Below are 23,221 nucleotides of genomic sequence, written 5' to 3' on the forward strand. Positions count from 1 at the left end.
CGCCCCCTTTTAAACACTCTTCGACAGGACCAGCGTGGCCAAAGAAACCACCAAGACCACCATCGAAGCGGATGGTCTGCGCTACCGCTCCAAAGCTCCCGGTTCGCCCTTCGCGGCAACCTCTTCCTTCGGCGCCGCGACGATGTCTTGCTTCCTCTGCGGCAAGCACCGTCCGCGCGCCATGCTCAAGTCCAAGAAACTGCTGGGCAAGTCCCAGCCGGTCTGCTCGCCATCCTGCAAGGAACTGGACGCTCAGATCGCCGCCAAATAAGGCTTGCCAGCCCCGCCTCGCGCGGGGCGACTGAAAGACAAACGCCGCCACGGGCCCTGTGCCCGTGGCGGCGCTTTGCATTCAACCCTGGCGAAAGCAGCGGCCGCAGACCGAGCGGTAGCGAGTGTTGCCGCCGATCTCGACCTGGGCGCCCTCGGTGACCTTGCGGTTGTTGGCGTCGACGCGCATGTTCATCGTCGCCTTGCGGCCGCAGTCGCAGATGGTCTTCATCTCGTCCATCTCGTCGGACAAGGCCAGCAGCGCGGCCGAGCCGGGGAAGAGTTCGCCCTGGAAGTCGGTGCGCAGGCCATAGCAGATGGCCGGCAGATGGCGCAGATGGGCCATCTCGTGCAGCTGCTGCACCTGGCGCTTGTTCAGGAACTGGGCCTCGTCGATGAGGATGCAGGCGATGCCCGGCGTCGCGTCCATCAGCGCGATGAAGTCGGTGCTGTCGTCGAACTGCTCGACCTGGCGCTGCGGCCCCAGGCGTGAAGTGACGAAGCCGTGGCCGTAGCGGTCGTCCAGGCGGGCGGTGAAGATGCGCACGCGGTGGCCGCGCTCCTCGTAGTTGTGCGCCACCTGCAGCAGGGCGGTGGACTTGCCGGCGTTCATCGCGGCGTAGCGGAAAAAGAGCTTGGCCATGGGGTCTTCTTGATCGGAGCGGCATTGTCCTCGCTGGCCGACCCCGCGGATTGGGGTGGGGAAAGCCCGAGGTTTCTGCCTGTTCGGTCAAAAACCTCGGGCTTGCGAGATGGCGCTGTCATCTTCGCCGTGCGTCAATTCACGTTTCGTCCCGACCTGTCTGAAGAATGAGCAAAGACACCGTCACCGCGGTCCGCCAGGATGGCTTGCGTTACCAGTCGAAGATCGGCGGTTCGCCCTTCCTCGGCAGCGGCCACACACGCTCCTGCTTCAAGTGCGGCAAGCACCGCGCACCGGCCAGCCTGCAGTCCATCCGGCTGCTCGGCCGCAACGAGGTGGTCTGCAAGCCCAATTGCAAGACCTTGCCCTAGTCGCAGCGTCGTAGGCGGCGCCAAGGCGCCGCCGCCCCGACCCACCGCGCGCGCCGCGGCTGAGACCTCGTCTCCCCTGAATTCCCGTTTTGCTCCGCCCTGGACAAATCGCGAATCAATGCATAGCATGATATGAATATCGGATTGCAGGAGTCGCCGTGGTCGAGGACGTTGTCAGGGAGCTGGGTCATCTGAGCCTGGGCACGCGCCTCAAGCGCATCGGCGAGACGCTGCAGGCCCAGACCCAGGCGGTGCTGGCCGCGCATGGCTTCGAGCAGCCGGCGGCCTGGTTTCCGCTGCTGGCGGCGCTGGACCGCCTCGGGCCGCTGAGCGTGGGTGAGCTGAGCCAGGCGGTGGGCGTCAGCCAGCCGGTGGTCACGCGGTCGTTGAAGGGCCTGGAGGACGACGGCCTGATCAGCTCGGAATCTTCAGAGGAAGACCGGCGCGTGCGCCGCGTTGGTCTCAGTGGCAGGGGGCAGAAGCTGGTGGAGCGGTCCCAGCGCGAGGCCTGGCCCGCCATTGAGGGGGCGGTCGCCCAGGCTTGTGCGGCCTTGGAAGGCGATTTGCTGAGCCAACTCGCCGCGCTTGAGGATGCCCTGATCGAAGCACCGCTGATGCAAAGGGTGCCGTCATGACCGATCTCGACCGCCCCGTCTGGGCCAGCCTGCAGCATCAGCCGCAGTGGGCGATGGGCGATGAGCGCGCGCGGCGCTTCAAGGCCGACATCAACCGCTTCGCCGCTGCGCGTGACGACAGCCCGGAAAGCCTGGCCGCGCTGGCCGAACTGGTCCAGCCGGGTGACGACGCCGTCTTCCTCGCCCAGGTACCAGCGATCATCGTGCCGTCGGCCCTGGTGCCCGTGAAAGAGGCGCTGGGCGTGCAGATGATGGCGAAGCAGCGCCTCGAGCCCGATGAGGGCGTGGAATTGCTCGGTGACGCCGATGCGGCCGAGATGCTGGCCCTGGCGACGCTGACCGAGCCCGGGCCTTTTCTGCCGCGCACCCACACCATGGGCCGCTTCATCGGCATCCGCATCGATGGCCGGTTGGCCGCCATGGCAGGGGAGCGCATGCGCTTTCCCGGCCATGTCGAGGTCAGCGCCGTCTGCACCCACCCCGACTTCCGCGGCCGGGGTCTGGCGCGGCGGTTGTCGGCCGCGGTGACGGCCGACATCCAGCGTCGCGGCGAGCAGGCCTTCCTGCACGCCTGGACGAGCAATACCGCCGCGATCGCGCTCTACGACAGCCTGGGCTTCGTGCAGCGCGCGACGCTCAATATCGCCGTGCTCAAACGCCAGCCAGCTTGACGCTGTCAGGGCTCCAGCCGCCGCCCAGGGACCGGATCAGGCCGACGGTGGCCTGGTACTGGGCCGAGCGCACCTGCAGGGCCGAGCGCTTGTTGGCAAGCTCGCTGCGGCGCGCATCCAGCAGCTCGAGCTGGCTGACGAGGCCGTTGCGGTAGCGCGTGTCCGACAGCTTCAGGGCCTGGCCGGCCGCGCTGACGGCACGGGCGCTGGCTTCACCCTGGGCCTGCAGCAGCGACAGCGCGCCAAGCTGGTCTTCCACGTCCTTCAGCGCCAGCAGGAACTGCTCGCGGAAGGCGATGGCCTCGCCCTCCATCTGCGCCTTGGCCGCGTTGACGCCTGCCTCGCGGCGACCGCCGTCGAAGATCGGCAGCGCGCCCAGCAGGCCGATGCCCCAGGTGCTGGCGCCGCTCCTCAGCAGGTTGGACAACTCGTTGGACACGCCACCGCCCTGGGCTGTCAGCGACAGGCTGGGCCACCACGCGGCGCGGGCCTCACCGACGCGGGCCTGGGCGGCCTCGAGCTGGCTGCGCGCAGCGGCCAGGTCGGGGCGGCGTTGCAGCAGCTCGGAAGGCAGGCCGGCCGGCACGGTGGGCAGGGCCGTCGTCCACGTCGTGGGCTTCAGGCTGAAGTTGGACGGCGCCTCGCCGACGAGCACGGCCAGGGCCGTCTCCAGCTCGACGCGGCGGCGGTCCAGGGCCAGGGCCTCGGCCTCGTTGGCGGCCAGCTCGGCGCGCACGCGGGCCAGGTCCAGGTCGGCCACGTCACCGGCGCGGGCGCGCTTCTCGGTCAGCGACAGCGTTTCGCCATGGGCCGCCACGGTGTCGCGCACGATGTCACGCTCGGTGTCCAGGGCGCGCAGCGCGAGATAGCCGCGGGCGACATTGGCCTGCACCAGCAGGCGGGCGTCGGCCAGCAATTGCTCGCGGGCTCGCACGTCCAGCGCGGCGGCATTGCGCTCGTGCAGCAGGCGGCCGCCCAGGTCCAGCTCATAGGCCAGGTTCAGGCCGGCGCTGTACTGGTTCGCGGGTTGCGGCGCGAGCTGGCCCGGCGTGGACGAGCGGCCGGCACCGGCCGACACGCCGACCTGCGGCAGGCGGGCCGCCTGAGCCGAGCCCAGGGCCGCGCGGGCCTGCGTCAGCCGCGCGGTGGCGGCCTGCACGCTGGTGTTGGCGGCCATGGCGCGGCCGACGAGGTCGTCCAGCACCGGGTCGGCAAAGGGCTGCCACCAGCTGGTGGTCAGCGCAGTTGATCCGTTTGCGGACTGGGCCTTGTAGGCGGCCGGAGCCTGAGGCAGCTGCGACGGGTCGACGCTGCCGACCGAAGCGCAGCCGGCCAGCAGCAGGGCGGCAAAAAGTGGGGTCAGGTTCAATTTCATGATATCGATCACTTTCCTCGTTGCGGCAGGGCGTCGATCACGGGAGCGACGGGCTGCGTGGGAGCTGCGGGCGCGGCCACCTGGCCACCGTGGTGGCGCAGGGGTGCATTGCCCGTGAGGCGGCGCACGATGACGTAGAACAGCGGCGTCAGGAACAGGCCGAACAAGGTCACGCCGATCATTCCGGCGAACACCGCCACGCCCATGGCCTGGCGCATCTCGGCGCCGGCGCCACTGCTCAGCACCAGGGGCAGCACGCCCATGACGAAGGCCATCGACGTCATCAGGATGGGGCGCAGCCGCAGCCGTGCCGCTTCCAATGCGGCCTGTACCGGTGTGCGGCCGGCGAACTCCAGCTCGCGGGCGAACTCGACGATCAGGATGGCGTTCTTCGCTGACAAGCCGACCAGCACGATCAAACCGATCTGCGTGAAGACGTTGTTGTCGCCGTGGCTGAGCCACACGCCCGTCATCGCGGCCAGCAAGCCCATGGGCACGATGAGCAGGATGGCGATGGGCAGGGTCAGGCTTTCGTACTGCGCGGCCAGCACCAGGAAGACCAGCAGGATGGCCAGCGGGAAGACCCAGGCGGCGGAATTGCCGGCGATCTTTTCCTGGTAGGTCAGGTCGGTCCATTCATAGCCGATGCCCGGGGGCAGGGTCTCGGCGGCGATGCGCTCGACGGCGGCCTGGGCCTGGCCCGACGAGAAGCCGGGGGCGGCCCCGCCGTTGATGTCGGCGGACAGGAAGCCGTTGTAGCGCAGCGCGCGCTCGGGGCCGAAGCTGGGCGTGACCTTCATCAGCGCCGACAGCGGCACCATCTCGCCCGAGGCCGAGCGCACCTTCAGCGCGCCGATGTCCTCGGCGCGGGCGCGGTAGGCGGCGTCCGCCTGCACACGCACGGAGTAGGTGCGGCCGAACTTGTTGAAGTCGTTCACGTACAGGCTGCCGAGGTAGATCTGCATCGTGTCGAACACGTCCGTCACGGCCACGCCCAGTTGGCGGGCCTTGGTGCGGTCGAGGTCGGCGAACAGCTGCGGCACATTGACCTGGTAGCTCGAGAAAAGGCCGGCCAGTTCGGGCGTCTTGTAGGCCTTGGCCATGAAGCCCTTGAGCGCCTGGTCCATCGCCTCGTAGCCGAGGCCGCCGCGGTCCTGCAATTGCAGCTTGAAGCCACCCGTCGTGCCCAGGCCCTGCACGGGCGGCGGCGGGAACATGACGATGAAGGCGTCCTCGATGGCGCCGTACTGGGCATTCAGCTTGCCCGCGATGGCGCCGGCCGACAGGTCCTTGCTCTTGCGCTCGTCGAAGGGCTTGAGCGTCGCGAAGACGATGCCCGAGCTCGAGCTGTTGGTGAAGCCGTTGATGGACAGGCCGGGGAAGGCCACCGCGTGCTCGACACCCGGCGTCTTCAGCGTGATGTCGGTCATGCGGCGGATGACGTCCTCGGTGCGGTCCAGCGTGGCGCCGTCGGGCAGCTGGGCGAAGCCGATCAGGTATTGCTTGTCCTGGCCGGGCACGAAGCCGCCGGGCACGGCCTTGAACAGGCCGGCCGTGGCCGCGACGAGGGCCAGGTAGACGACCATCATCACGGTCTTGCGCGACATCAGCGTCTTCACGCCGCTGCCGTACTTGGCGGAGCCGCTCGAGAACAGCCGGTTGAAACCGCCGAAGAAGCGGCCCAGCACGGCGTCCATGCCGCGGGTCAGCGCGTCCTTGGGGGCGTGGTGGTCCTTCAGCAGCATGGCGGCCAGGGCCGGCGACAGCGTCAGCGAGTTGATGGCCGAGATCACCGTCGAGATGGCGATGGTCAGCGCGAACTGCTTGTAGAACTGGCCCGTCAGGCCGGTGATGAAGGCCAGCGGCACGAAGACCGAGATCAGCGTCAGCGCGATGGCGATGATGGGACCCGAGACCTCGCGCATGGCCTGGTAGGTCGCTTCACGCGGGGACAAGCCCGAGGCGATGTTGCGCTCCACGTTCTCCACCACCACGATGGCGTCGTCCACGACGATGCCGATGGCCAGCACCAGGCCGAACAGGCTCAGTGCGTTGATGGAGAAACCGAAGCCGTGCATGACGGCGAAGGTGCCGATGATGGACACCGGCACGGCCAGCAGCGGGATGATGGAGGCGCGCCAGGTCTGCAGGAACAGGATGACGACCAGCACCACCAGGGCCACGGCTTCCAGCAGCGTGTGGATGACGGACTCGATGGAGGCGCGCACGAACTGCGTCGGGTCGTAGACGATGGTGTAGTCCACGCCTTCGGGCATGGCCGTCTTCAGGTCTTCCATCGCGGCGCGCACATTGGCCGAGATGTCCAGGGCATTGCCGCCGGGGGCCTGGAAGATGGGCACGGCGACGGCCTGCTTGTTGTCCAGCAGCGAGCGCAGCGCGTATTCGCTGGCGCCGAGCTCGACACGACCGAGATCGCGCAGGCGCGTCACGGCACCGTTGGCGCCGCTCTTGACGATGATGTCGCCGAACTCCTCGGCCGTCTGCAGGCGGCCTTGCGCGTTGACGGACAGCTGCAGGTCCACGCCCTGCAGGCCCGGCGAAGCGCCGACGACGCCGGCCGCGGCCTGCACGTTCTGGCCGCGGATGGCGGCCACCACATCGCTGGCCGACAGGCCGTGCTCGGCGACCTTCTGCGGGTCCAGCCAGACGCGCATCGCATAGTCACCCGAGCCGAACATCAGCACCTGGCCCACGCCGGGGATGCGCGCGAGGCGGTCCTTGACGTTGAGCAGCGCGTAGTTGCGCAGATAGGTCATGTCATAGCGGCCGTTGGGCGAGGTCAGGTGCACGACCATGGTCAGGTCGGGGCTGCTCTTGACCGTCGTCACGCCCAGGCGCTTGACCTCCTCGGGCAGGCGGGCTTCGGCCTGCGAGACGCGGTTCTGCACCAATTGCTGGGCCTTGTCGGGGTCGGTGCCGAGCTTGAAGCTGACGGTCAGCGTCATCAGGCCGTCGGTGGTCGCCTGGCTGCTCATGTAGAGCATGTCCTCGACGCCGTTGATGGCTTCCTCGAGCGGCGTGGCCACCGTCTCGGCGATGACCTTGGGGTTGGCGCCCGGGTACTGGGCGCGCACGACGACCGAGGGCGGCACGACGTCGGGGTATTCCGAGATCGGCAGCGCGCGGATCGACAGCAGGCCGCCGATGAAGATCAGCAGCGACAGCACGCCCGCAAAAATGGGGCGGTCGATGAAGAATTTGGAGAGATTCATGAAGTGCTCCGGCAGCACACCGCCCGCAGGCCGGCTGAACCGGCCCGCCAGGCGGGGTTTCTGTGAGGGAAGGGCTTAGGAGTTCTTGGCGCTGGACTGCTGTGCGGCCAGCTCGGGCTTGGCGTCCATGGCGACGTCCTTGGGCGCGAGCAGCGAGCCCGGTCTGACCCGCTGCACGCCGCCGACGACGACACGCTCGCCGCCCTTGAGACCGCTGGTCACGACGCGCAGGCCGTTGACGTTGGCGCCCAGGGTCACGCCGCGCCATTCGGCCTGGTTGCCCTCGCCGACGACGATGACATAGCGCTTGTCCTGGTCGGTGCCGACGGCGCGCTCGTTGACCAGCAAGGCAGCCTCGTTCTTGGCCTGGCCCATGCGCAGCTTGGCGAACTGGCCCGGCAGCAGACGGCCGTCCTTGTTGTCGAAGACGGCGCGCACGCGCAGGGTGCCGCTCTTGGCGTCGACCTGGTTGTCCACCAGTTGCAGGCGACCGGTCAGCGAGTCGGCGCCATTGGCCATCTCGACGGGAATCTTCTCCATGCCGCGGCGGTCGGCCGGCAGGTTGGCCAGCGCACCGCTGACGATCTTCTCGTCGGCATCGAAGCTGGCGTAAATGGGGCTGACCGAGACCAGCGTCGTCAGCACCGGTGCGCCCGCTCCGGCAGCGACCAGGTTGCCTTGCGTCACCTCGATCTTGCCGACGCGGCCGGCCACCGGGGCACGCACTTGCGTGTAGCCGAGGTTGAGCTGGGCCGTCTGCAGCGCGGCCTGGGCGGCGCGCAGATTGGCAGCGCCCTCGCGAGCCGCGTTGTCGCGTTCGTCGAAATCACGCTTGGCGACGGCGCGCTCCTCCAGCAAGGCCTTGGATCGCGCCAGTTCGCTTTGCGTGTAGTTCACGCGGGCCTGGGCGGCGGCCACCTGGGCTTCCACGCGGGCGACCTCGGCCTGGTAGGGCGCGGGGTCGATGGTGACGAGCAGGTCGCCCGCCTTGACGAGGCTGCCTTCACGGAAGTGCACGGCCTGCACGGCGCCCGACACGCGGGCTCGCACGTCGACGCGCTCCACGGCTTCGAGGCGGCCGGAGAACTCGTTCCAGGCCGAGACCTCCTGGCTGACGACCTGGGCGACCGAAACCGGCGTGGCCTGGGGCGCGGCGGGGCCGGAGTTGGCCAGGGCCGGGCCCGAGCCGAACTGGGCGAAGCCGACGGCGCCCAGGGCGACGAGGGCGGCGGCACCGGCGATCAGGCCGGCACGACGGTTGAAACGAGGGGTGGACTGCATTTTGATTTCTCTCCGAGGGTGTTCAGGCAGGAAGCGACAGCGCGCGGCGGGCCGCCTCGCGCAGGAACTCGTGGATGGGATTGAGCGCATAGCCGGGGGCGACGGCCGGCAGGGTCAGGTCGCGGGCCGTGCCGCCCTGTTCGCGCAAGGCAGCGGCATAGCGGCGCGACTCGTCATTGAGCGGATGGCCGGCGGCGCTGAGGATGAGGGCGGGCGCCAGGCCGCTGAGGCGGCTGGCGTTCAGCGGCGCGGCGTAGGGGTGGTCGGCGCGGGTGCTGCCGCCCAGATAGGCCTGCCAGCCCTTGGCATAGATGCATTCGCAGCCACCGCATTCGCCTTCGCGCATGGAGGCGCTGCCGAGGTGGGGATCCAGCATCGGCGAAATCAGCAGCTGGCCGGCAAGCTTGGGGGCATGCTGGTCGCGTGCCATCAGGGCCAGGGCCGCTGCGAGATTGCCGCCGGCTTCCTCGCCGGCGACGAACAGGGCCGTGTGGGCTGAACCCGTCAGCCTGGCCGGCTTGGCGGCCAGGGCCTGCAGGGCCTCGAAGGCGGCGCTCAGACCGGCCGGGAAGGGGTGTTCGGGCGCCAGCGGGTACTCCAGCGCGACGACGTCGGCGCCGGCCTGGGCCAGCATCTCGCCGCGGGCCTTGGTTGCATCCACGGAACCCTCGGTGAAGCTGCCGCCGTGCAGCCACAGCAGCAGGGCGCGGTCACCGCCTTCCAGCGGGCGGCGCGCCGTGTAGACCTGGGCCACCAGACCCGGCGCGGGGCCGAGGCGCAAAGTGGCAGGGGAGGCGATCTTGTCCATGGACCGAAAGATAAGCATCAATGGCTTTGGGATAAACGCCCCTTCAGGTGACTCACTTTTCCTTCACATGAAACAATGAGGGCATGGACCGACTCTCCGCGATGCAAGCCTATGTCCGGGTCGTCGAGGCCGGCACCTTCACCAAGGCTGCCGACTCCCTGGACCTGCCCAAGGCCACCGTCACCCGCCTGATCCAGACGCTGGAAACCCATCTGCGCACCAAGCTGCTGAACCGCACGACGCGGCGCGTGACGGTGACGCCCGACGGCGCCGCCTACTACGAGCGCGCCATGCGGCTGCTGTCCGATCTGGACGAGCTGGAAGGCAGCATGAACCAGGCACGCATGACGCCGCGCGGCCGCATCCGCATCGATGTGCCCGGTGTTGTCGGCCGTGAAATGATCATTCCCCACCTGCCGGACTTCTATGCGAAGTACCCGGACATCCAGATCGAACTGGGCGTCAGCGACCGCACGGTGGACCTGATCAGCGACAACATCGACTGCGTGATCCGCGGCGGTGAGCTGACCGACCAGAGCCTGGTGGCGCGGCGCATCGGCGAATTCCGCTTCATCACCTGCGCGACGCCGGAATACCTGCGCCGCCATGGCACGCCCGCCCATCCGCTGGAGCTGACGCAGTCGCCGCACCGCATGGTGGGCTATTTCTCGGCGCGCACCGGCAAGGTGATGTCCGACACCTTCCGGCGCGGCGATGACGAGGTGGAGGTGGCTGGCAACCACATCATTGCGGTCAACGATGCGAATGCCTATCTGAACGCCGGCCTGGCCCATCTGGGCGTGGTGCAGGTGACCTGCTTCATGGCCGGGCCGCTGCTGAAGAAGGGCGAGCTGGTACGGATACTGGAAGACTGGGACGCCGATCCGGTGCCCGTCTATGTGGTCTATCCGCCCAACCGCCACCTCAGCAGCAAGCTGCGGGTGTTCGTCGACTGGGTCGTGGAGCTGATTGGCCGTGAGGCGATGGGCGGCGTGAAGCTGCGCTGCAACGACTGAGGCGAGGCAGGACCGGGCGACGAAACGCTCAGGCCTTGTCGGCCTGGGCGTTTGCCACGACGGTCTGGCTCAGGTCGGCATCGGCGGGGGCGCCGATCGCCAGCAGCATGCCCGCCGCCAGCGCGACGACGGCCGTCGTGGCGGTGATCAGCGTGGAAAAGGATCGGGTGTTCATGGTGACTCTCCTGGTCGGCCCCCTGTTGTTGATGGGGTGTGCCGATAGGTTGTCACTGTAGGAATTGCGCGCAAATAGAAAAAGCGGGCGCAATAGAACGGCGAGTTGCAGCCAGCGGAACAATCCGGCCGTGCGGAAGGAAGTCTCCGCGGCGCGGTCTGGAAACTTCCGGGCCGACGCGGTGACATGGGGGCCTGTCGAACAGCCCCGATTCCCCATGTCTTCCAGCCGCTGGACCACGGTCCTCGCCATTGTTCTTGCCATCGCGCTCGCCTTCGTGACGCTCGCGGCCTGTGCGCAGCCGCCCGAAGGCGGCCTGTCGTTCTCGCACAAGGACTGGCAGCTGGCCTGCGACAACACCGGCACCTGCCGGGCGGCCGGCTATCAAGCGGACGATGCGGACTACGCGACCGGCGTTTCGGTGCTGCTGACCCGCAAGGCCGGGGCGCGCCAGCCGGTCACGGCCTGGCTCAAGCTGGCCCACTGGAGCGACGAATCCCGCGCGGCGAAGCTGGCTGAAGGCAGCTCCTTGAGCATGTCCGTCGACGGCCGCGCCTTGGGCACGATCACCTGGGTGCCGGACTCCGACGGCTTGGCGCTGAACACCGAGCAGACCGAGAGCCTGCTGCAGGCCCTGGTCGGCACGGGCCGCATCGTCTGGAAGGCGGGCGACAACGAATGGGTGTTGTCCAACCGCGGCGCCACGGCCGTGCTGCTGAAGATGGACGAGTTCCAGGGCCGGGTCGGCACCTGGGGCGCTCTGGTCGATTTCGGCGAGAACGACGAGGCCAGGGTGATCCAGGCGCTGGCGGCGCCTGTCGTGCAGGCGGCGGCCACGTTCGACCGGTCCGTCAGCTTCAATGCGAAGCAGGCGCAGCTGCTGCTGCGTGCGCTGCAGGCTTCAGGCCCCGACAAGGACCGCTGCCCCCTTTTCGATGCAGGCTTCAGCGCGGCGGAGCTCTCGGTTCAGCGCCTGAACCGGGACAAGCTGCTGGTCTCCGTCGTCTGCGCGCGCGGTGGCTACAACGGCAGCTCGGGCCTGTGGGTCGTCAACGACGACGCGTCCTTCGCGCCCGTCCTGGTGACCTACAGCGGCACGGAATATGGCGCTGGTGTCATCAGGTCGGACCTCAAGGGCCGTGGTGTGGGCGACTGCTGGTGGCACCAGGCCTGGACCTGGGATGGTGCGGCCTTCGTGCCGACCTCGGTGTGGGACTCGGGCATGTGCCGGGGCATAGGCGCCGGTGGGGCGTGGGAGCTGCCCACGCTCGTGACGGCGGTCATTCCCGCCGGGCGCTGAGTGGCTTCAGCTCCGCTTGGGCGCGCCGCGGCCGCGCTCTTCCAGCCAGGCCTTGGCCGTCGAGAAGTGGCCGCAGCCGATGAAGGGGCGCGGCGGCTTCAGGGCCGACAGCGGCGAGGGGTGGTTGGCCTTCAGCACCAGATGGTCCTGGCGGGCGGCCTCGATCAGCGGCGCCTTGGCCTGGGCGTAGCTGCCCCAGAGCATGAAGACCTTGGGGGCGGGGTCTTCCGCGGCGGCCTTGATCAGCGCGTCGGTCAGCACCTCCCAGCCGCGGTTGGCATGACTGGCGGCCTGGCCGTCTTCCACCGTCAGCACGGCGTTCAGCAGCAGCGTGCCGCCTTCGGCCCAGCGCACCAGGCTGCCGGTGGGCGGGAAGGGCTTGCCCAGGTCGCGCTGGATCTCCTTGAAGATATTGCGCAGGCTGGGCGGGAAGGGCACGCCCTCGGGCACGCTGAAGCTCAGGCCCTCGGCCTGGCCGGGGCCGTGATAGGGGTCCTGGCCGAGGATGACGACGCGGGTGTTGGCCAGCGGCGTGAGTGTCAGCGCGCGCAGCGGCTCGGGCGGGTAGATGGTGGCACCGGCCGCGTGGCGCTCGGCCAGATAGGCCAACAACTTCTGGCCCACGGGGCTGGCAGCCCAGGCGTCGACGACGGGGCGCCAGTCGGTGTCGGGGAGCTCGAGAGGCAACCTCATCTCAGTTGTCCATGGTGGCTGTGGAATTTGCGGGCCGAGCGCCGGGCCGCTCCCTAGCCGGCCCGCCTTGGGCGATGTGCTTGCGGCTCGATGCCGCAAGCATCGCCGTCCCCTCGGGGGACCGACCAGACTCGCTCGCGTTCAGCGATGCGAGGTTGGGCGAGGGGCGGCGTCATCCGAACAATGTTGCCAGGGCTTGGCCGGGGTCCGGCGCGCGCATGAAGGCCTCGCCGACGAGGAAGGCGTTCACGTTGGCCTCGCGCATGCGCTTCACGTCGGCCTGGCCGAGGATGCCGGACTCGGTCACCAGCAGGCGGTCGCCCGGCACGCGGGGCAGCAGGCCCAGCGTCGTGTCCAGCGTCACGTCGAAAGTACGCAGATTGCGGTTGTTGATGCCGACCAGCGGCGTCTTCAGCTTCAGCGCGCGGTCCAGCTCTTCGCCGTCGTGCACTTCGACGAGGACATCGAGGTTCAGCGCGTGTGCCGCGGCTTCGAGGTCGGCCATCTGCGAGTCGGCCAGGCAGGCGGCGATCAGCAGGATGCAGTCGGCGCCCATTGCACCGGCTTCCATGACCTGGTATTCGTCGACCATGAAGTCCTTGCGCAGCACCGGCAGTTCGCAGGCGGCGCGGGCTTCGCGCAGATAGGCGGCCGAGCCCTGGAAGAAGCGCTCGTCGGTCAGCACACTGAGGCAGGCCGCGCCATTGCGGGCATAGCTCTCGGCGATCAGGCCGGGCTGGAAGTCCTCGCGCAGCACGCCCTTGCTGGGGCTGGCCTTCTTGATCTCGGCGATGACGGCGGCGTGGCCCGCCGCGATGCTTGCGCGCAGCGAGCGCTCGAAGCCCAGCTGTTCACCCTTGCGGGCTTCGGCCTCTTCACGCTGCGAAGCCAGCGAGCGCCTGGCCTTGGCCGCGGCGATCTCTTCCCACTTGACCTCGACGATCTTCTTGAGGATGTCGGCCATCAGCTCTTCCCCAGCGCCTTGGTCTGCTTGACGAAGGCATCGAGCTTGGCGCGGGCCGCGCCGCTGTCCAGGGCGGCGCGCGCGCGGCTGATGCCATCGCTCAAGGACGGCGCCACATTGGCCGCATACAACGTCGCGCCGGCATTCAGCAGCACGATGTCGCGCGCCGGGCCGGCGCTGCCGTCCAGCACGCCGATCAGCATCTCGCGCGACTGCTCGGGGTTGTCGACCTTGAGGCTGCGGTTGCTGGCCATGGCCATACCGAAGTCTTCCGGGTGGATCTCGTACTCGCGCACGGCGCCGTCCTTCAACTCGCCGACCAGCGTCGTCGCGCCGAGGGAGATCTCGTCCATGCCGTCCTTGCCGTAGACAACCAGGGCGTGCTCGGCGCCCAGGCGTTGCAGCACGCGCACCTGGATGCCGACGAGGTCGGGGTGGAAGACGCCCATCAGGATGTTGGGCGCGCCGGCCGGGTTGGTCAGCGGGCCCAGGATGTTGAAGATGGTGCGCACGCCGAGCTCACGGCGTACCGGCGCGATGTTCTTCATCGCCGGATGGTGGTTGGGCGCGAACATGAAGCCGATGCCGCATTCGTCCAGGCAGGCCGCCACGGCGCGGGGGCTGAGCTGGATGTTGGCGCCCAGGGCTTCCAGCACGTCGGCGCTGCCGGTCTTGCTGCTGACGCTGCGGTTGCCATGCTTGGCCACCTGGGCGCCGGCCGCGGCAGCGACGAACATCGAGCAGGTCGAGATGTTGAAGCTGTGCGCGCCGTCGCCACCGGTGCCGACGACGTCGACGAGGTGGGGCAGGGGGCCGAGCGGCACCTTGTTGCTCAGCTCGCGCATGACCTGGGCCGCGGCGGTGATCTCGCCGATGGTTTCCTTCTTCACGCGCAGGCCGGTCAGCAGGGCGGCCGCGATGACGGGCGACATCTCGCCGGCCATGATGCGGCGCATCAGCGTCAGCATCTCGTCGTGGAAGATCTCGCGGTGCTCGATGACGCGGGTCAGGGCTTCGGTGTCGGTGATCGGCATATCAGGCCTTCTCGAAGAATTCACGAGCGGAAGCGATGGCATGGGCTATGCCGGCGGCATCGACGTCCAGATGGGTCACGAAGCGCAGGCCGATCATGCCGGTGGCCAGCACGCCGCGGGACTTCAGATGCTCCAGCAGCGCCGGCGTGCGGCCGTCGCTGACCTGGGCGAAGACGATATTGGTCTGCGGTGGCGTGACCGTGACACCGGGCAGGGCGGCCAGGCCCTCGGCCAAGCGCTTGGCCAGGGCGTGGTCCTGCGCCAGCCGCTCGACGTGATGGGTCAGCGCGTAATCGGCCGCCGCGGCCAGCAGGCCGACCTGGCGCAGGCCGCCGCCCACCATCTTGCGGATGCGATGGGCGCGGGCGATGACTTCCTTGCTGCCCACCAGCATGGAGCCTATGGGCGCGCCCAGGCCCTTGCTGAAGCAGATGGAGACCGAGTCGAAATGGCGGGCCAGCTCGGTCACCGTGCGGCCCGAGGCGACCGCGGCGTTGAACAGGCGGGCGCCGTCCAGATGCGTGAACAGGCCGCGCGAATGGGCCAGCTCGCAGGCGTCGGTCGTGTAGCTGGCGGGCAGCACATTGCCGCTCCAGGTGTTCTCCAGGGCCAGCAGCCGCGTGCGCGCGAAGTGCGGGTCGTCGGGCTTGATGGCCGCGGCGATGTCCTCGAGCTTGAGGCTGCCATCGGGCTGGTTGGGCAAGGGCTGGGGCTGGATGCTGCCCAGCACGGCCGCGCCGCCGCCTTCGTAGCGGTAGGTGTGGGCGAGCTGGCCGACGATGTATTCGTCGCCACGGCCGCAATGGGCCAGCAGGCCGCAGAGATTGCTCTGCGTGCCGCTGCTCATGAAGAGGGCGGCCTCCTTGCCGAACAGCGCGGCCACGCGCTCCTGCAGCGCGTTGACGGTGGGGTCGTCGCCGAAGACGTCGTCGCCGACCTTGGCAGCCTTGATGGCCTCCAGCATGGCCGGCGTCGGCTTGGTGACGGTGTCGCTGCGCAGGTCCACCACGCCGTCACCGCCACTGCCGCCGGAACCCGGTGCGTAGTCGCTCATGGCTTCAGCTCCAGGAAGTTGCGCAGCATCGCGTGGCCATGCTCGCTGAGGATGGACTCGGGATGGAACTGCACGCCTTCCATCGGCGTGGCCGTGCCGGCCAGCTCGCGGTGGCGCACGCCCATGATCTCGCCGTCGTCGCTGCGCGAGGTGATCTCCAGCACCGCCGGGCAGCTCGCTTCCTCGATGACGAGGGAGTGGTAGCGGATGACGGAGAAGTCCTTGGGCAGGCCGGTGTAGACGCCGCGCTGGTCGGTCGTGATGGTGCTGGCCTTGCCGTGCATCTGGCGTTGCGCGCGGATGATCTTGCCGCCCAGGGCCTGGCCCATGGCCTGGTGGCCCAGGCACACGCCGAGCAGCGGTTTCTTGCCGATGAAGTGCTGGATGGCTTCCACGCAGACGCCCGCCTCGGTGGGCGTGCAGGGGCCGGGCGAGAAGACGATGTGATCCGGGTTCATCGCCGCCATCTCGGCCACGGTGATCTCGTCGTTGCGCACCACCTTCACCTCCGCGCCCAGTTCACCGAAGTACTGGACGATGTTGAAGGTGAAGCTGTCGTAGTTGTCGATCATCAGCAGCATTTAGAAGCCCTCCTCGACGAGTTCGGCGGCGCGCAGCAGCGCCCTGGCTTTGGCTTCCGTCTCCTGCCATTCGAGCTCCGGCACCGAGTCGGCGACGACGCCGGCCGCCGCCTGCACATACAGGGTGCCGTTCTTGATGATGCCGGTGCGGATGGCGATGGCCAGGTCCATGTCGCCGGCAAAGCTGAGATAGCCACAGGCGCCGCCGTAGATGCCGCGCTGCACGGGCTCCAGCTCGTCGATGAGCTCCATGGCGCGCACCTTGGGTGCGCCGGTCAGCGTACCGGCGGGGAAGGTGGCCTTCAGCACGTCGAGCTGGCCGACCTCGGGGCGCAGCACGCCTTCGACGTTGGAGACGATGTGCATGACGTGGGAATAGCGCTCGATGGTGAAGGCCTGGGTCACCTTGACGCTGCCGGTGCGGGCGATGCGACCGATGTCGTTGCGCGCCAGGTCGATCAGCATCAGGTGCTCGGCGCGCTCCTTGGGGTCGGCCTGCAGCTCGGCTTCCAGGGCCAGGTCGCGCTCCGTCGTCGCGCCGCGGGGGCGGGTGCCGGCCAGCGGGCGGATGGTGACCTTGCGACTGCCGTCGCCGATGTGCTCCTCGCGCACCAGGATCTCGGGGCTGGCGCCGACGATCTGGAAGTCGCCCAGGTCGTAGAAGTACATGTAGGGGCTGGGGTTCAGCGCCCGCAGGGCCCGGTACAGCGCGATCGGCTCGGCCTTGTAGGGCTTGGAGATGCGCTGGCCCACCTGCACCTGCATCAGGTCGCCGGCGGCGATGTATTCCTTGGCCTTGGCGACGGCTTCCAGGTAGTCGGCCTTGGCGAACCCGCGCGTCACCGGGTGGGCCTCGCTGCGCTGCACGCGCGGCACGCTGACCGAGTAGGTCAGCTTGTCGCGCAGGCCGGACAGGCGCTTCTTGGCGCGGAAATAGGCCTCGGGCTGGCGCGGATCGGCCCAGACGATGAGGTAGAGGCGCCCCGAGAGGTTGTCGATGACGGCGACTTCCTCGGACAGCAGCAGCACGATGTCCGGCGTGCCCAGGCTCTCGCCCGGGTGCTGGCGGTCCAGCTTCTTCTCGATGGCGCGCACCGCCTCGTAGCCGAAATAGCCCGCCAGGCCACCGCAGAAACGCGGCAGGCCGGCCGGGATCCTGGGCTTGATGCGCTCCTGATAGGCCGCAATGAAGTCCAGCGGGTTGCCTTCATGCGTCTCGACGACGCTGCCGTCGGTGACGACCTCGCTGAGGTGGCCGGTGGCCCGGATCAGCGTGCGCGCCGGCAGGCCGATGAAGGAGTAGCGCCCGAAGCGCTCGCCGCCGACGACGGACTCCAGCAGGAAGCTGTTGCGGCCCTGGCCGGCGCCGGCGCAGAGTTTGAGATAGAGGGACAGCGGGGTTTCGAGATCCGCAAAGGCCTCGCTGATGAGCGGGATGCGGTTGTAGCCCTCGGAAGCGAGGCTCTGGAATTCGAGTTCAGTGATCACGTCTCAAACCTTGAAAGACAAGTTTCAGGGCTTGGCGTGCAGCCCGATGGACCACGGGCAACGCGGAATTTGCGCGTCAGGGCGCGCCAAGCGACATCAGGCCAGGGTTGACCAGCGACGCCAGGGCCAGGCTCCCCGGTCGCTCGACCCCGTGATGTACTTCCGCGTGATGAACATGATGTGGTCAGTGTATCAGTCGGGTTTTCAGCATGACGCGCCATACTTCGGCTCACGAAGATGCCGCCATCGCGGCAGAACAATGGAGCGAGACATGCGCGCATTCATCGTCGCGGCCCTGGTGGCCGTTGGCAGTCTGGGGGGAGCGACAGCGGCCTGGGCGGAAACGGTCGAAGTGGCCAATGTGAAGTACGAGACGGCCATGGACCTGGCGGGCCAGAAGCTGGTGCTCAACGGCGCCGGCGTGCGCTACAAGTTCGTCGTCAAGGTCTACACGGCCGGGCTCTACCTGACCCACAAGGCCGGCACGACGGCCGAAGTGCTGGCGGCGCCTGGGCCCAAGCGCATCCATATCAGCATGCTGCGCGAGATCGACGGCAATGAGCTGGGCAAGCTCTTCACCAAGGGCATGGAGGCCAATGCCCCGCGCGACGAGTTCGTCAAGTCCATCAACGGCGTGCTCAAGCTCAGCGAAGTCTTCGCCAGCCGCAAGCAGCTGAACAGCGGCGACAGCTTCTCGGTCGACTATGTACCGGGCATTGGTTCCACGCTGCTGCTCAATGGCAAGCCGCTGATGGCCGAGCCCATCAAGGAGCCCGAGTTCTTCAGCTGCCTGCTGCGCATCTGGCTGGGCGACAAGCCGGCCGACGACGCGCTGAAGGACGCCCTGCTCGGCGTCTCCAAGAAGTCGCGCCGCGGGAACTGACCCCCCCTCGTCCAGTCGCGCCACGCTGAACGCGGGCGCGCCTGGTCGGTCTTGCAGACCGCGCTGCGGCAGGCGTATGCCGCTCACCGGGTGCCATGTGTCCGGCCTCAGCCCCCGAGGGGACGGCTCAGTCCAGCGTGATCTCGTCGAGACGGTCGATGTGTTGCAGCGCCGGCACGGCGAGGATGTCCTCGCCATGGTTGTAGCCATAGGTCACCAGCACCAGGGGGCAGCCCGCCGCGCGGGCGGCCTCGGCGTCGTTGCGCGAGTCGCCCACCATCCAGGTCGCTGAGGGCGGTTGCCCCAGTGCCTCGCAGGTCCTGAGCAGCGGCAGCGGGTCGGGCTTCTTGCGCTCGAAGGCGTCGCCGCCGAAGACATGGGTGAAATACCCGTCCAGGCCCTTGCGCCGCAGCAACTCGCGCGCCGGGGCGCCCGGCTTGTTGGTCAACACGGCCAGCGGCAGGTCCAGGGCTTTCAGCGTCTCCAGCCCCTCGACGACGCCCGGGTAGACGGCGGCGTATTCGCCATTCACCTCGGCGTAGTGACGCTGGTAGAGCGTCCAGGCCCGGTCGAATAGCGCCGGCTCGCCGCCGGCCGCAGCCAGCGTGGTGCGCACCAGATGCTCGCTGCCGCGGCCGATGGTGTGCTCGACGAAGTCACGCGTGACCTTGGGCAGGCCGAGCTCGGACAGCACCCGGTCCAGCACGGCGACGAAGTCACCCAGGGTGTCGACCAGGGTGCCGTCGAGGTCGAGCATGCAGGCTTGCGGGCGAATCGCGGCACCCTTCGCGCTGCGCGCTGTCCCGCCAAGCGGGAGCTGAGCCCCTTGGGGCGGCCGTGCGGGGCTCATGGCTTCAGCAGCCCGTCGGCCTTGAACATGGCCTTGATGCCGCGCACCGCCTGGCGGATGCGCGACTCGTTCTCGATCAGGGCGAAGCGCACATGGCCGTCGCCATGGTCGCCGAAGCCGATGCCGGGCGACACGCAGACCTTGGCCTTCTCCAGCAGCTGGCGCGCGAATTCCAGCGAGCCCAGTTCGCGGTAGGGCTCGGGGATGCGGGCCCAGATGTACATGCTGGCCTTGGGGCAGTCGACCGCCCAGCCGGCTTCGGTCAGGCCCTTGTAGAGCACGTCGCGGCGGCGCTGGTAGCTGGCGGCGATGTCCTGCACGCACTGCTGGTCGCCCTCCAGCGCGGCGATGGCCGCGACCTGCAGCGGCGTGAAGGTGCCGTAGTCGTGATAGCTCTTGATGCGGGCCAGGGCCGCGACGAGGTCGGGATTGCCGACCATGAAACCGACGCGCCAGCCGGCCATGTTGTAGCTCTTGCTCAGCGTGAAGAACTCGACCGCCACGTCCTTGGCGCCGGGCACCTGCATGATGGACGGCGCCACATAGCCGTCGTAGACGATGTCGGCATAGGCGAGGTCGTGCACGACGAGGATGTCGTGCTTCTTGGCCAGGGCCACGACGCGCTCGAAGAAGGCCAGGTCCACGCATTGCGCCGTCGGGTTCGACGGGAAGCCGAACACCATCATCTTGGGCTTGGGGTAGCTGCCGCGGATGGTGCGCTCCAGCTCGGCGAAAAAGTCCACCTCGCTGCTGACCGGTATGGCGCGGATGTCGGCACCGGCGATGACGGCGCCGTAGATGTGGATGGGGTAGCTGGGGTCGGGCACCAGCACGGTGTCGCCGCGGTCCAGCGTGGCCAGCATCAGATGGGCCAGGCCCTCCTTGGAGCCGATGGTGACGATGGCTTCGGTGTCGGGGTTGATGTCGACGCCATAGCGGCGCTGGTACCAGTGCGAGATGGCGCGGCGCAGGCGCGGGATGCCCTTGCTGGCCGAATAGCCGTGGGTGTCGGGCCGTTGGGCGACCTCGGTGAGCTTGGCGACGATGTGGGCCGGCGTGGCCCCGTCGGGGTTGCCCATGCTCATGTCGATGATGTCCTCGCCACGCCGGCGGGCCGCGAGCTTGAGCTCGGCCGTGATGTTGAAGACGTAGGGCGGGAGGCGGTCGATGCGCGCGAAACGGCGCTTGCCGCCGGAGGCGGAAGAGGAAGCAGTCATTGGCGGTGTACGTAAGCGCCCGGAACCGTCCGAGCGACGTGGACGGCGTGGCGCCGTGCCGCAGCCGACTCTAGCGCACTAAGCTGGCGGCATGAATGAGACGTCTCTTGAACTGACGATCGATGACAACACCACGGTGTCCGCGCTGTGGGTGCAGCCATCCCGACCGCGGGCGACCTATGTCTTCGCCCACGGCGCCGGCGCCGGCATGAACCACAGCTTCATGGTCGACCTGTCGCAGGCCCTGTTCGAGCAATCCGTGGCGACGCTGCGCTACCAGTTTCCCTATATGGAGCGCGGCTCCAGGCGCACCGACTCGCCAGCCGTGGCGCATGCCGCGGTACGTGCAGCGGTTGCCATGGCGCATGGGCGCCTGCCCGACACGCCGCTGTTCGCCGGCGGCAAATCCTTTGGCGGCCGAATGACGTCGCAGGCCCAGGCGGCGGAGCCCCTGCCCGGTGTGCGCGGTCTGGTCTTCGTCGGCTTTCCGCTGCACCCGGCGGGCAAGCCGGGCATAGACCGGGCTGCGCATCTGGCCCAGGTCAAGGTGCCGATGCTCTTCCTGCAGGGCACGCGTGACGAACTGGCCGAGCTCGACCTGCTGCAGGGCGTCGTCCAGGGCCTGGGCAAGAAAGCCACTCTGCATCTCGAGGACGACGCCGACCACGCCTTCCATGTGCGGGCGCGCAGCGGCCGCAACGACGGGCAGGTGGTGCAGGCCTTGGCGGCGGCCGTGGCGGCCTGGCTGCCCTAGCGCAAGCCCTGGGGAGGGCGGCCGCCCGGCTTCCTAGAATCGGGCGATGGAACCCACTGCCGCCCCCATCGTCTGCATCGGCGGCCTCAACATCGACCGCAAGCTCAAGCTGCTGGCCAGCGCCCTGGGCGGCTCGTCCAACCCCTGCGAATCCCATGAAACCCCGGGCGGCGTCGTGCGCAACGTCGCCGAGAACCTGGCGCGACTGGGCCTGCCCGTGGCCCTGGTGGCGGCCGTGGGTGACGACGCCGGCGGCCGCATGCTGCTGGAGCAGGCCGCCGCCATCGGCATGGACACCCGTGCCGTCATCCGCCTGCGCCGCCATGCCAGCGACAGCTACACCGCCGTGCTGGCGCCCGACGGCAGCCTGGAGCTGGGCCTGGCGGCCATGCCGCTGGTCGAGAGCCTCAACCCCTGGGCGCTGGAGGCCAGCAAGGCCCTGCGTGCCAGCGCGGCCCTGGTCGTCGCCGACGGCAACCTGCCCACCGACGCCTGGCCGCTGCTGCTCGGCGAGGCGCGGGCCAACGACATCCCGCTGGTCTGCGTGGCCGTGTCCGAGGCCAAGATGGGCCGCCTGCCCGAGCGCCTCGATGGCCTGCATCTGCTCATCCTCAACGTCGGCGAGCTGGGTACCGTGGCCGCCGACCCGCTTGATGCCTTCGCGGCCCTGCATGCGCGCGGCGTGGCCCGCGTGCTCGTCTCCAAAGGCGCCGAAGGCCTGCTGCTCAGCGAAGCCGATCACGCGCCGCGCCACTGGCCGGCGCCCGACGTCCATGTCGTCGACGTGACCGGCGCCGGCGACGCGCTGTCGGCCGGTGTCTGCGCGGCCCTGCTGCGCGACTGCGACGACTTCGACGCCGCCGCCCGCCTGGGCCTGGACCTCGCCGCGCTGACGCTGCAGACCGAGGACAGCGTCCATCCCGAACTGAACGCCAGCTTCCTAGAACAACGATGAATGAACTGATCCAGCTCTCGCCCGAAGTCGCCGCCGCCCAGCAAGCCGGTCGGCCCATCGTCGCCCTCGAGTCCACCATCATTGCCCACGGCATGCCCTGGCCGCAGAACCTGGACACGGCGCGCGAGGTCGAGGAGGTCATCCGCAGCGAAGGCGCCGTGCCGGCCACCATCGCCGTCATCGGCGGCCGCATCCGCGTCGGCCTGACCGACGACGAGTTGAAGCAGCTGGCGCAGGCGCCGGACGCGATGAAGCTCAGCCGCCGCGACCTGCCCTTCGCCATCGCCACCGGCCGCCTGGGCGCGACGACGGTGGCCGCGACCATGATCTGTGCCCACCTGGCCGGCATCGAGGTCTTCGTCACTGGCGGCATCGGCGGCGTGCACCGCGGCGGTCATGAGAGCTTCGACATCTCGGCCGACCTGCAGGAGCTGGCGCGCACGCCGGTGGCCGTGGTCTGTGCCGGCGCCAAGTCCATCCTCGACCTCGGCCTGACGCTGGAATACCTGGAGACCCACGGCGTGCCGGTGCTGTCGGTCGGCCAGGACAATTTCGCCGCCTTCTTCACGCCCGACAGTGGCCTCAAGGCCGACTTCCGCATGGATGGCGCCGACGAGCAGTCGCGCTTCATCCGCGCCAAGTGGGCACTCGGCCTGAATGGCGGCGTGGTGGTGAGCAACCCGGTGCCGGCCGCCCAGGCCATGCCGCGCGAGGAGATCGACGCCATCACGACGCAGGCGCTGGCCGAGGCCCAAGCCCAGGGCATCCAGGGCAAGGCCATCACACCCTTCCTGCTGGCCCGCATCAAGGCGCTGACGGGCGGCCGCAGCCTGACCACCAATATCGCGCTGGTGAAAAACAATGCAGTCGTCGGCGCGCGGCTGGCGTGCGCGCTGATGCGTTAGGACATTGCTCACGCGCATGAGCACGCCAGCAATCTGCGAGCAAAAAAGCGCAGATAAGCTGGCGT

24 protein-coding genes are annotated in these 23,221 nt (G+C 68.7%); 10 read left to right on the forward strand and 14 right to left on the reverse strand.

Translation table 11 applies throughout. The features are described 5' to 3' along the window. Positions 1–34: 34 nt before the first annotated feature. Entirely contained in the window at positions 35–271 is a 237-nt protein-coding gene (locus AC3WOE_RS17270; protein ID WP_056266878.1) for a hypothetical protein, read from the forward strand. 81 nt (positions 272–352) lie between these two features. Here the strand turns inward: AC3WOE_RS17270 and AC3WOE_RS17275 are convergent, their stop codons facing one another. Further along, positions 353–913, reverse strand: coding sequence for a thymidine kinase (locus AC3WOE_RS17275; RefSeq protein ID WP_492692161.1), 561 nt, complete (start codon positions 911–913; stop codon positions 353–355). Between the two features lie 167 nt (positions 914–1,080). Between AC3WOE_RS17275 and AC3WOE_RS17280 the strand changes: the two genes are divergently transcribed. The 3 genes from AC3WOE_RS17280 (at position 1,081) to AC3WOE_RS17290 (ending at position 2,590) form a co-directional block, all read left to right on the forward strand. Further along, entirely contained in the window at positions 1,081–1,284 is a 204-nt protein-coding gene (locus AC3WOE_RS17280) for a hypothetical protein (protein WP_056266871.1), read from the forward strand. Between the two features lie 158 nt (positions 1,285–1,442). Next, positions 1,443–1,919, forward strand: coding sequence for a MarR family winged helix-turn-helix transcriptional regulator (locus tag AC3WOE_RS17285; protein ID WP_492692162.1), 477 nt, complete (start codon positions 1,443–1,445; stop codon positions 1,917–1,919). Continuing rightward, positions 1,916–2,590, forward strand: coding sequence for a GNAT family N-acetyltransferase (locus AC3WOE_RS17290; RefSeq protein ID WP_492692164.1), 675 nt, complete (start codon positions 1,916–1,918; stop codon positions 2,588–2,590). Before AC3WOE_RS17285 ends, AC3WOE_RS17290 begins: the two co-directional genes overlap by 4 nt. On the opposite strand, the gene AC3WOE_RS17295 is transcribed toward AC3WOE_RS17290, so the two are convergent. The 4 genes from AC3WOE_RS17295 to AC3WOE_RS17310 all read right to left on the reverse strand — a co-directional run bounded on the left by AC3WOE_RS17295 (position 2,571) and on the right by AC3WOE_RS17310 (position 9,287). Beyond that, on the reverse strand, positions 2,571–3,965 hold the full coding sequence (locus AC3WOE_RS17295) for an efflux transporter outer membrane subunit (RefSeq protein WP_492692166.1): 1,395 nt from the start codon (positions 3,963–3,965) through the stop codon (positions 2,571–2,573). The two genes, AC3WOE_RS17290 and AC3WOE_RS17295, sit on opposite strands and share 20 nt — an antisense overlap. An 8-nt stretch (positions 3,966–3,973) precedes the next feature. Beyond that, positions 3,974–7,198, reverse strand: a complete 3,225-nt coding sequence (locus AC3WOE_RS17300) for an efflux RND transporter permease subunit (protein ID WP_492692168.1) — start codon at positions 7,196–7,198, stop codon at positions 3,974–3,976. A 75-nt stretch (positions 7,199–7,273) separates the two neighbouring features. Continuing rightward, the gene (locus AC3WOE_RS17305) at positions 7,274–8,479 is read right to left on the reverse strand and encodes an efflux RND transporter periplasmic adaptor subunit (protein WP_492692170.1); all 1,206 of its coding nucleotides are present in this window, start codon (positions 8,477–8,479) and stop codon (positions 7,274–7,276) included. 22 nt (positions 8,480–8,501) lie between these two features. Continuing rightward, the gene (locus tag AC3WOE_RS17310; RefSeq protein ID WP_492692172.1) at positions 8,502–9,287 is read right to left on the reverse strand and encodes an alpha/beta hydrolase fold domain-containing protein; all 786 of its coding nucleotides are present in this window, start codon (positions 9,285–9,287) and stop codon (positions 8,502–8,504) included. 83 nt (positions 9,288–9,370) lie between these two features. Between AC3WOE_RS17310 and AC3WOE_RS17315 the strand changes: the two genes are divergently transcribed. Continuing rightward, positions 9,371–10,303: a LysR family transcriptional regulator gene (locus AC3WOE_RS17315; RefSeq protein ID WP_492692173.1), complete on the forward strand. Its 933-nt coding sequence runs from the start codon at positions 9,371–9,373 to the stop codon at positions 10,301–10,303. A 28-nt stretch (positions 10,304–10,331) separates the two neighbouring features. Here the strand turns inward: AC3WOE_RS17315 and AC3WOE_RS17320 are convergent, their stop codons facing one another. Further along, on the reverse strand, positions 10,332–10,478 hold the full coding sequence (locus AC3WOE_RS17320) for a hypothetical protein (protein ID WP_492692175.1): 147 nt from the start codon (positions 10,476–10,478) through the stop codon (positions 10,332–10,334). A 217-nt stretch (positions 10,479–10,695) separates the two neighbouring features. Here AC3WOE_RS17320 and AC3WOE_RS17325 point away from each other — a divergent pair, with 217 nt between their 5' ends. Beyond that, entirely contained in the window at positions 10,696–11,778 is a 1,083-nt protein-coding gene (locus AC3WOE_RS17325; RefSeq protein WP_492692176.1) for a DUF1176 domain-containing protein, read from the forward strand. Between the two features lie 6 nt (positions 11,779–11,784). Here the strand turns inward: AC3WOE_RS17325 and AC3WOE_RS17330 are convergent, their stop codons facing one another. The 6 genes from AC3WOE_RS17330 to trpE form a co-directional block, all read right to left on the reverse strand. Further along, positions 11,785–12,471, reverse strand: a complete 687-nt coding sequence (locus AC3WOE_RS17330; protein WP_492692177.1) for a uracil-DNA glycosylase — start codon at positions 12,469–12,471, stop codon at positions 11,785–11,787. A 172-nt stretch (positions 12,472–12,643) separates the two neighbouring features. Continuing rightward, entirely contained in the window at positions 12,644–13,435 is a 792-nt protein-coding gene (gene trpC, locus AC3WOE_RS17335) for an indole-3-glycerol phosphate synthase TrpC (protein ID WP_492692178.1), read from the reverse strand. After that, positions 13,435–14,469 carry an anthranilate phosphoribosyltransferase gene (gene trpD, locus AC3WOE_RS17340; RefSeq protein WP_492692180.1) on the reverse strand — a complete coding sequence of 345 codons (1,035 nt, stop codon included), beginning with the start codon at positions 14,467–14,469 and terminating at the stop codon, positions 13,435–13,437. Before trpD ends, trpC begins: the two co-directional genes overlap by 1 nt. Before the next feature lies 1 nt (position 14,470). Beyond that, positions 14,471–15,523 carry a low-specificity L-threonine aldolase gene (gene ltaE, locus AC3WOE_RS17345; protein ID WP_492692181.1) on the reverse strand — a complete coding sequence of 351 codons (1,053 nt, stop codon included), beginning with the start codon at positions 15,521–15,523 and terminating at the stop codon, positions 14,471–14,473. Next, a complete protein-coding gene (locus tag AC3WOE_RS17350; RefSeq protein WP_492692182.1) occupies positions 15,520–16,104 on the reverse strand; it encodes an anthranilate synthase component II in 585 nt (194 codons plus the stop codon). The genes ltaE and AC3WOE_RS17350 overlap by 4 nt, the downstream gene beginning before the upstream one ends. Continuing rightward, positions 16,105–17,592 carry an anthranilate synthase component I gene (trpE, locus tag AC3WOE_RS17355; RefSeq protein ID WP_492692184.1) on the reverse strand — a complete coding sequence of 496 codons (1,488 nt, stop codon included), beginning with the start codon at positions 17,590–17,592 and terminating at the stop codon, positions 16,105–16,107. 271 nt (positions 17,593–17,863) lie between these two features. On the opposite strand from trpE, the gene AC3WOE_RS17360 reads away from it, so the two are divergent. Beyond that, a complete protein-coding gene (locus AC3WOE_RS17360) occupies positions 17,864–18,475 on the forward strand; it encodes a chalcone isomerase family protein (RefSeq protein ID WP_492692186.1) in 612 nt (203 codons plus the stop codon). A gap of 127 nt (positions 18,476–18,602) precedes the next feature. Here AC3WOE_RS17360 and gph read toward each other — a convergent pair whose 3' ends face one another. Together gph and alaC are read right to left on the reverse strand one after the other, a co-directional pair. Further along, a complete protein-coding gene (gph, locus tag AC3WOE_RS17365) occupies positions 18,603–19,232 on the reverse strand; it encodes a phosphoglycolate phosphatase (RefSeq protein WP_492692188.1) in 630 nt (209 codons plus the stop codon). Positions 19,233–19,321: 89 nt separating this feature from the next. Beyond that, on the reverse strand, positions 19,322–20,542 hold the full coding sequence (gene alaC, locus AC3WOE_RS17370; RefSeq protein WP_492692190.1) for an alanine transaminase: 1,221 nt from the start codon (positions 20,540–20,542) through the stop codon (positions 19,322–19,324). Between the two features lie 91 nt (positions 20,543–20,633). Between alaC and AC3WOE_RS17375 the strand changes: the two genes are divergently transcribed. From AC3WOE_RS17375 to AC3WOE_RS17385, 3 genes are read left to right on the forward strand one after another with little or no spacing between them, the layout of a single operon-like run. Beyond that, complete coding sequence (locus AC3WOE_RS17375) at positions 20,634–21,296, forward strand: alpha/beta hydrolase family protein (protein ID WP_492692191.1); 663 nt, start codon at positions 20,634–20,636, stop codon at positions 21,294–21,296. A 46-nt stretch (positions 21,297–21,342) separates the two neighbouring features. Next, positions 21,343–22,251 (forward strand): carbohydrate kinase family protein, encoded by a 909-nt coding sequence (locus tag AC3WOE_RS17380; RefSeq protein ID WP_492692192.1) that lies wholly within the window; start codon positions 21,343–21,345, stop codon positions 22,249–22,251. After that, entirely contained in the window at positions 22,248–23,156 is a 909-nt protein-coding gene (locus AC3WOE_RS17385; RefSeq protein WP_492692193.1) for a pseudouridine-5'-phosphate glycosidase, read from the forward strand. Before AC3WOE_RS17380 ends, AC3WOE_RS17385 begins: the two co-directional genes overlap by 4 nt. Positions 23,157–23,221: the final 65 nt, after the last annotated feature.

The sequence above is a fragment of the Roseateles sp. FW305-36 genome (assembly GCF_058787015.1).

Excerpts from the sequence above, each read along its gene's own strand:
- AC3WOE_RS17275 (WP_492692161.1), bottom strand. The coding sequence starts at position 913 with ATGGCCAAGCTCTTTTTCCGCTACGCCGCGATGAACGCCGGCAAGTCC.
- AC3WOE_RS17280 (WP_056266871.1), top strand. The coding sequence starts at position 1,081 with ATGAGCAAAGACACCGTCACCGCGGTCCGCCAGGATGGCTTGCGTTAC.
- AC3WOE_RS17290 (WP_492692164.1), top strand. The coding sequence starts at position 1,916 with ATGACCGATCTCGACCGCCCCGTCTGGGCCAGCCTGCAGCATCAGCCG.
- AC3WOE_RS17295 (WP_492692166.1), bottom strand. The coding sequence starts at position 3,965 with ATGAAATTGAACCTGACCCCACTTTTTGCCGCCCTGCTGCTGGCCGGC.
- AC3WOE_RS17300 (WP_492692168.1), bottom strand. The coding sequence starts at position 7,198 with ATGAATCTCTCCAAATTCTTCATCGACCGCCCCATTTTTGCGGGCGTG.
- AC3WOE_RS17305 (WP_492692170.1), bottom strand. The coding sequence starts at position 8,479 with ATGCAGTCCACCCCTCGTTTCAACCGTCGTGCCGGCCTGATCGCCGGT.
- AC3WOE_RS17310 (WP_492692172.1), bottom strand. The coding sequence starts at position 9,287 with ATGGACAAGATCGCCTCCCCTGCCACTTTGCGCCTCGGCCCCGCGCCG.
- AC3WOE_RS17315 (WP_492692173.1), top strand. The coding sequence starts at position 9,371 with ATGGACCGACTCTCCGCGATGCAAGCCTATGTCCGGGTCGTCGAGGCC.
- AC3WOE_RS17320 (WP_492692175.1), bottom strand. The coding sequence starts at position 10,478 with ATGAACACCCGATCCTTTTCCACGCTGATCACCGCCACGACGGCCGTC.
- AC3WOE_RS17325 (WP_492692176.1), top strand. The coding sequence starts at position 10,696 with ATGTCTTCCAGCCGCTGGACCACGGTCCTCGCCATTGTTCTTGCCATC.
- AC3WOE_RS17330 (WP_492692177.1), bottom strand. The coding sequence starts at position 12,471 with ATGAGGTTGCCTCTCGAGCTCCCCGACACCGACTGGCGCCCCGTCGTC.
- trpC (WP_492692178.1), bottom strand. The coding sequence starts at position 13,435 with ATGGCCGACATCCTCAAGAAGATCGTCGAGGTCAAGTGGGAAGAGATC.
- trpD (WP_492692180.1), bottom strand. The coding sequence starts at position 14,469 with ATGCCGATCACCGACACCGAAGCCCTGACCCGCGTCATCGAGCACCGC.
- ltaE (WP_492692181.1), bottom strand. The coding sequence starts at position 15,523 with ATGAGCGACTACGCACCGGGTTCCGGCGGCAGTGGCGGTGACGGCGTG.
- AC3WOE_RS17350 (WP_492692182.1), bottom strand. The coding sequence starts at position 16,104 with ATGCTGCTGATGATCGACAACTACGACAGCTTCACCTTCAACATCGTC.
- AC3WOE_RS17360 (WP_492692186.1), top strand. The coding sequence starts at position 17,864 with ATGCGCGCATTCATCGTCGCGGCCCTGGTGGCCGTTGGCAGTCTGGGG.
- gph (WP_492692188.1), bottom strand. The coding sequence starts at position 19,232 with ATGCTCGACCTCGACGGCACCCTGGTCGACACCCTGGGTGACTTCGTC.
- alaC (WP_492692190.1), bottom strand. The coding sequence starts at position 20,542 with ATGACTGCTTCCTCTTCCGCCTCCGGCGGCAAGCGCCGTTTCGCGCGC.
- AC3WOE_RS17375 (WP_492692191.1), top strand. The coding sequence starts at position 20,634 with ATGAATGAGACGTCTCTTGAACTGACGATCGATGACAACACCACGGTG.
- AC3WOE_RS17380 (WP_492692192.1), top strand. The coding sequence starts at position 21,343 with ATGGAACCCACTGCCGCCCCCATCGTCTGCATCGGCGGCCTCAACATC.
- AC3WOE_RS17385 (WP_492692193.1), top strand. The coding sequence starts at position 22,248 with ATGAATGAACTGATCCAGCTCTCGCCCGAAGTCGCCGCCGCCCAGCAA.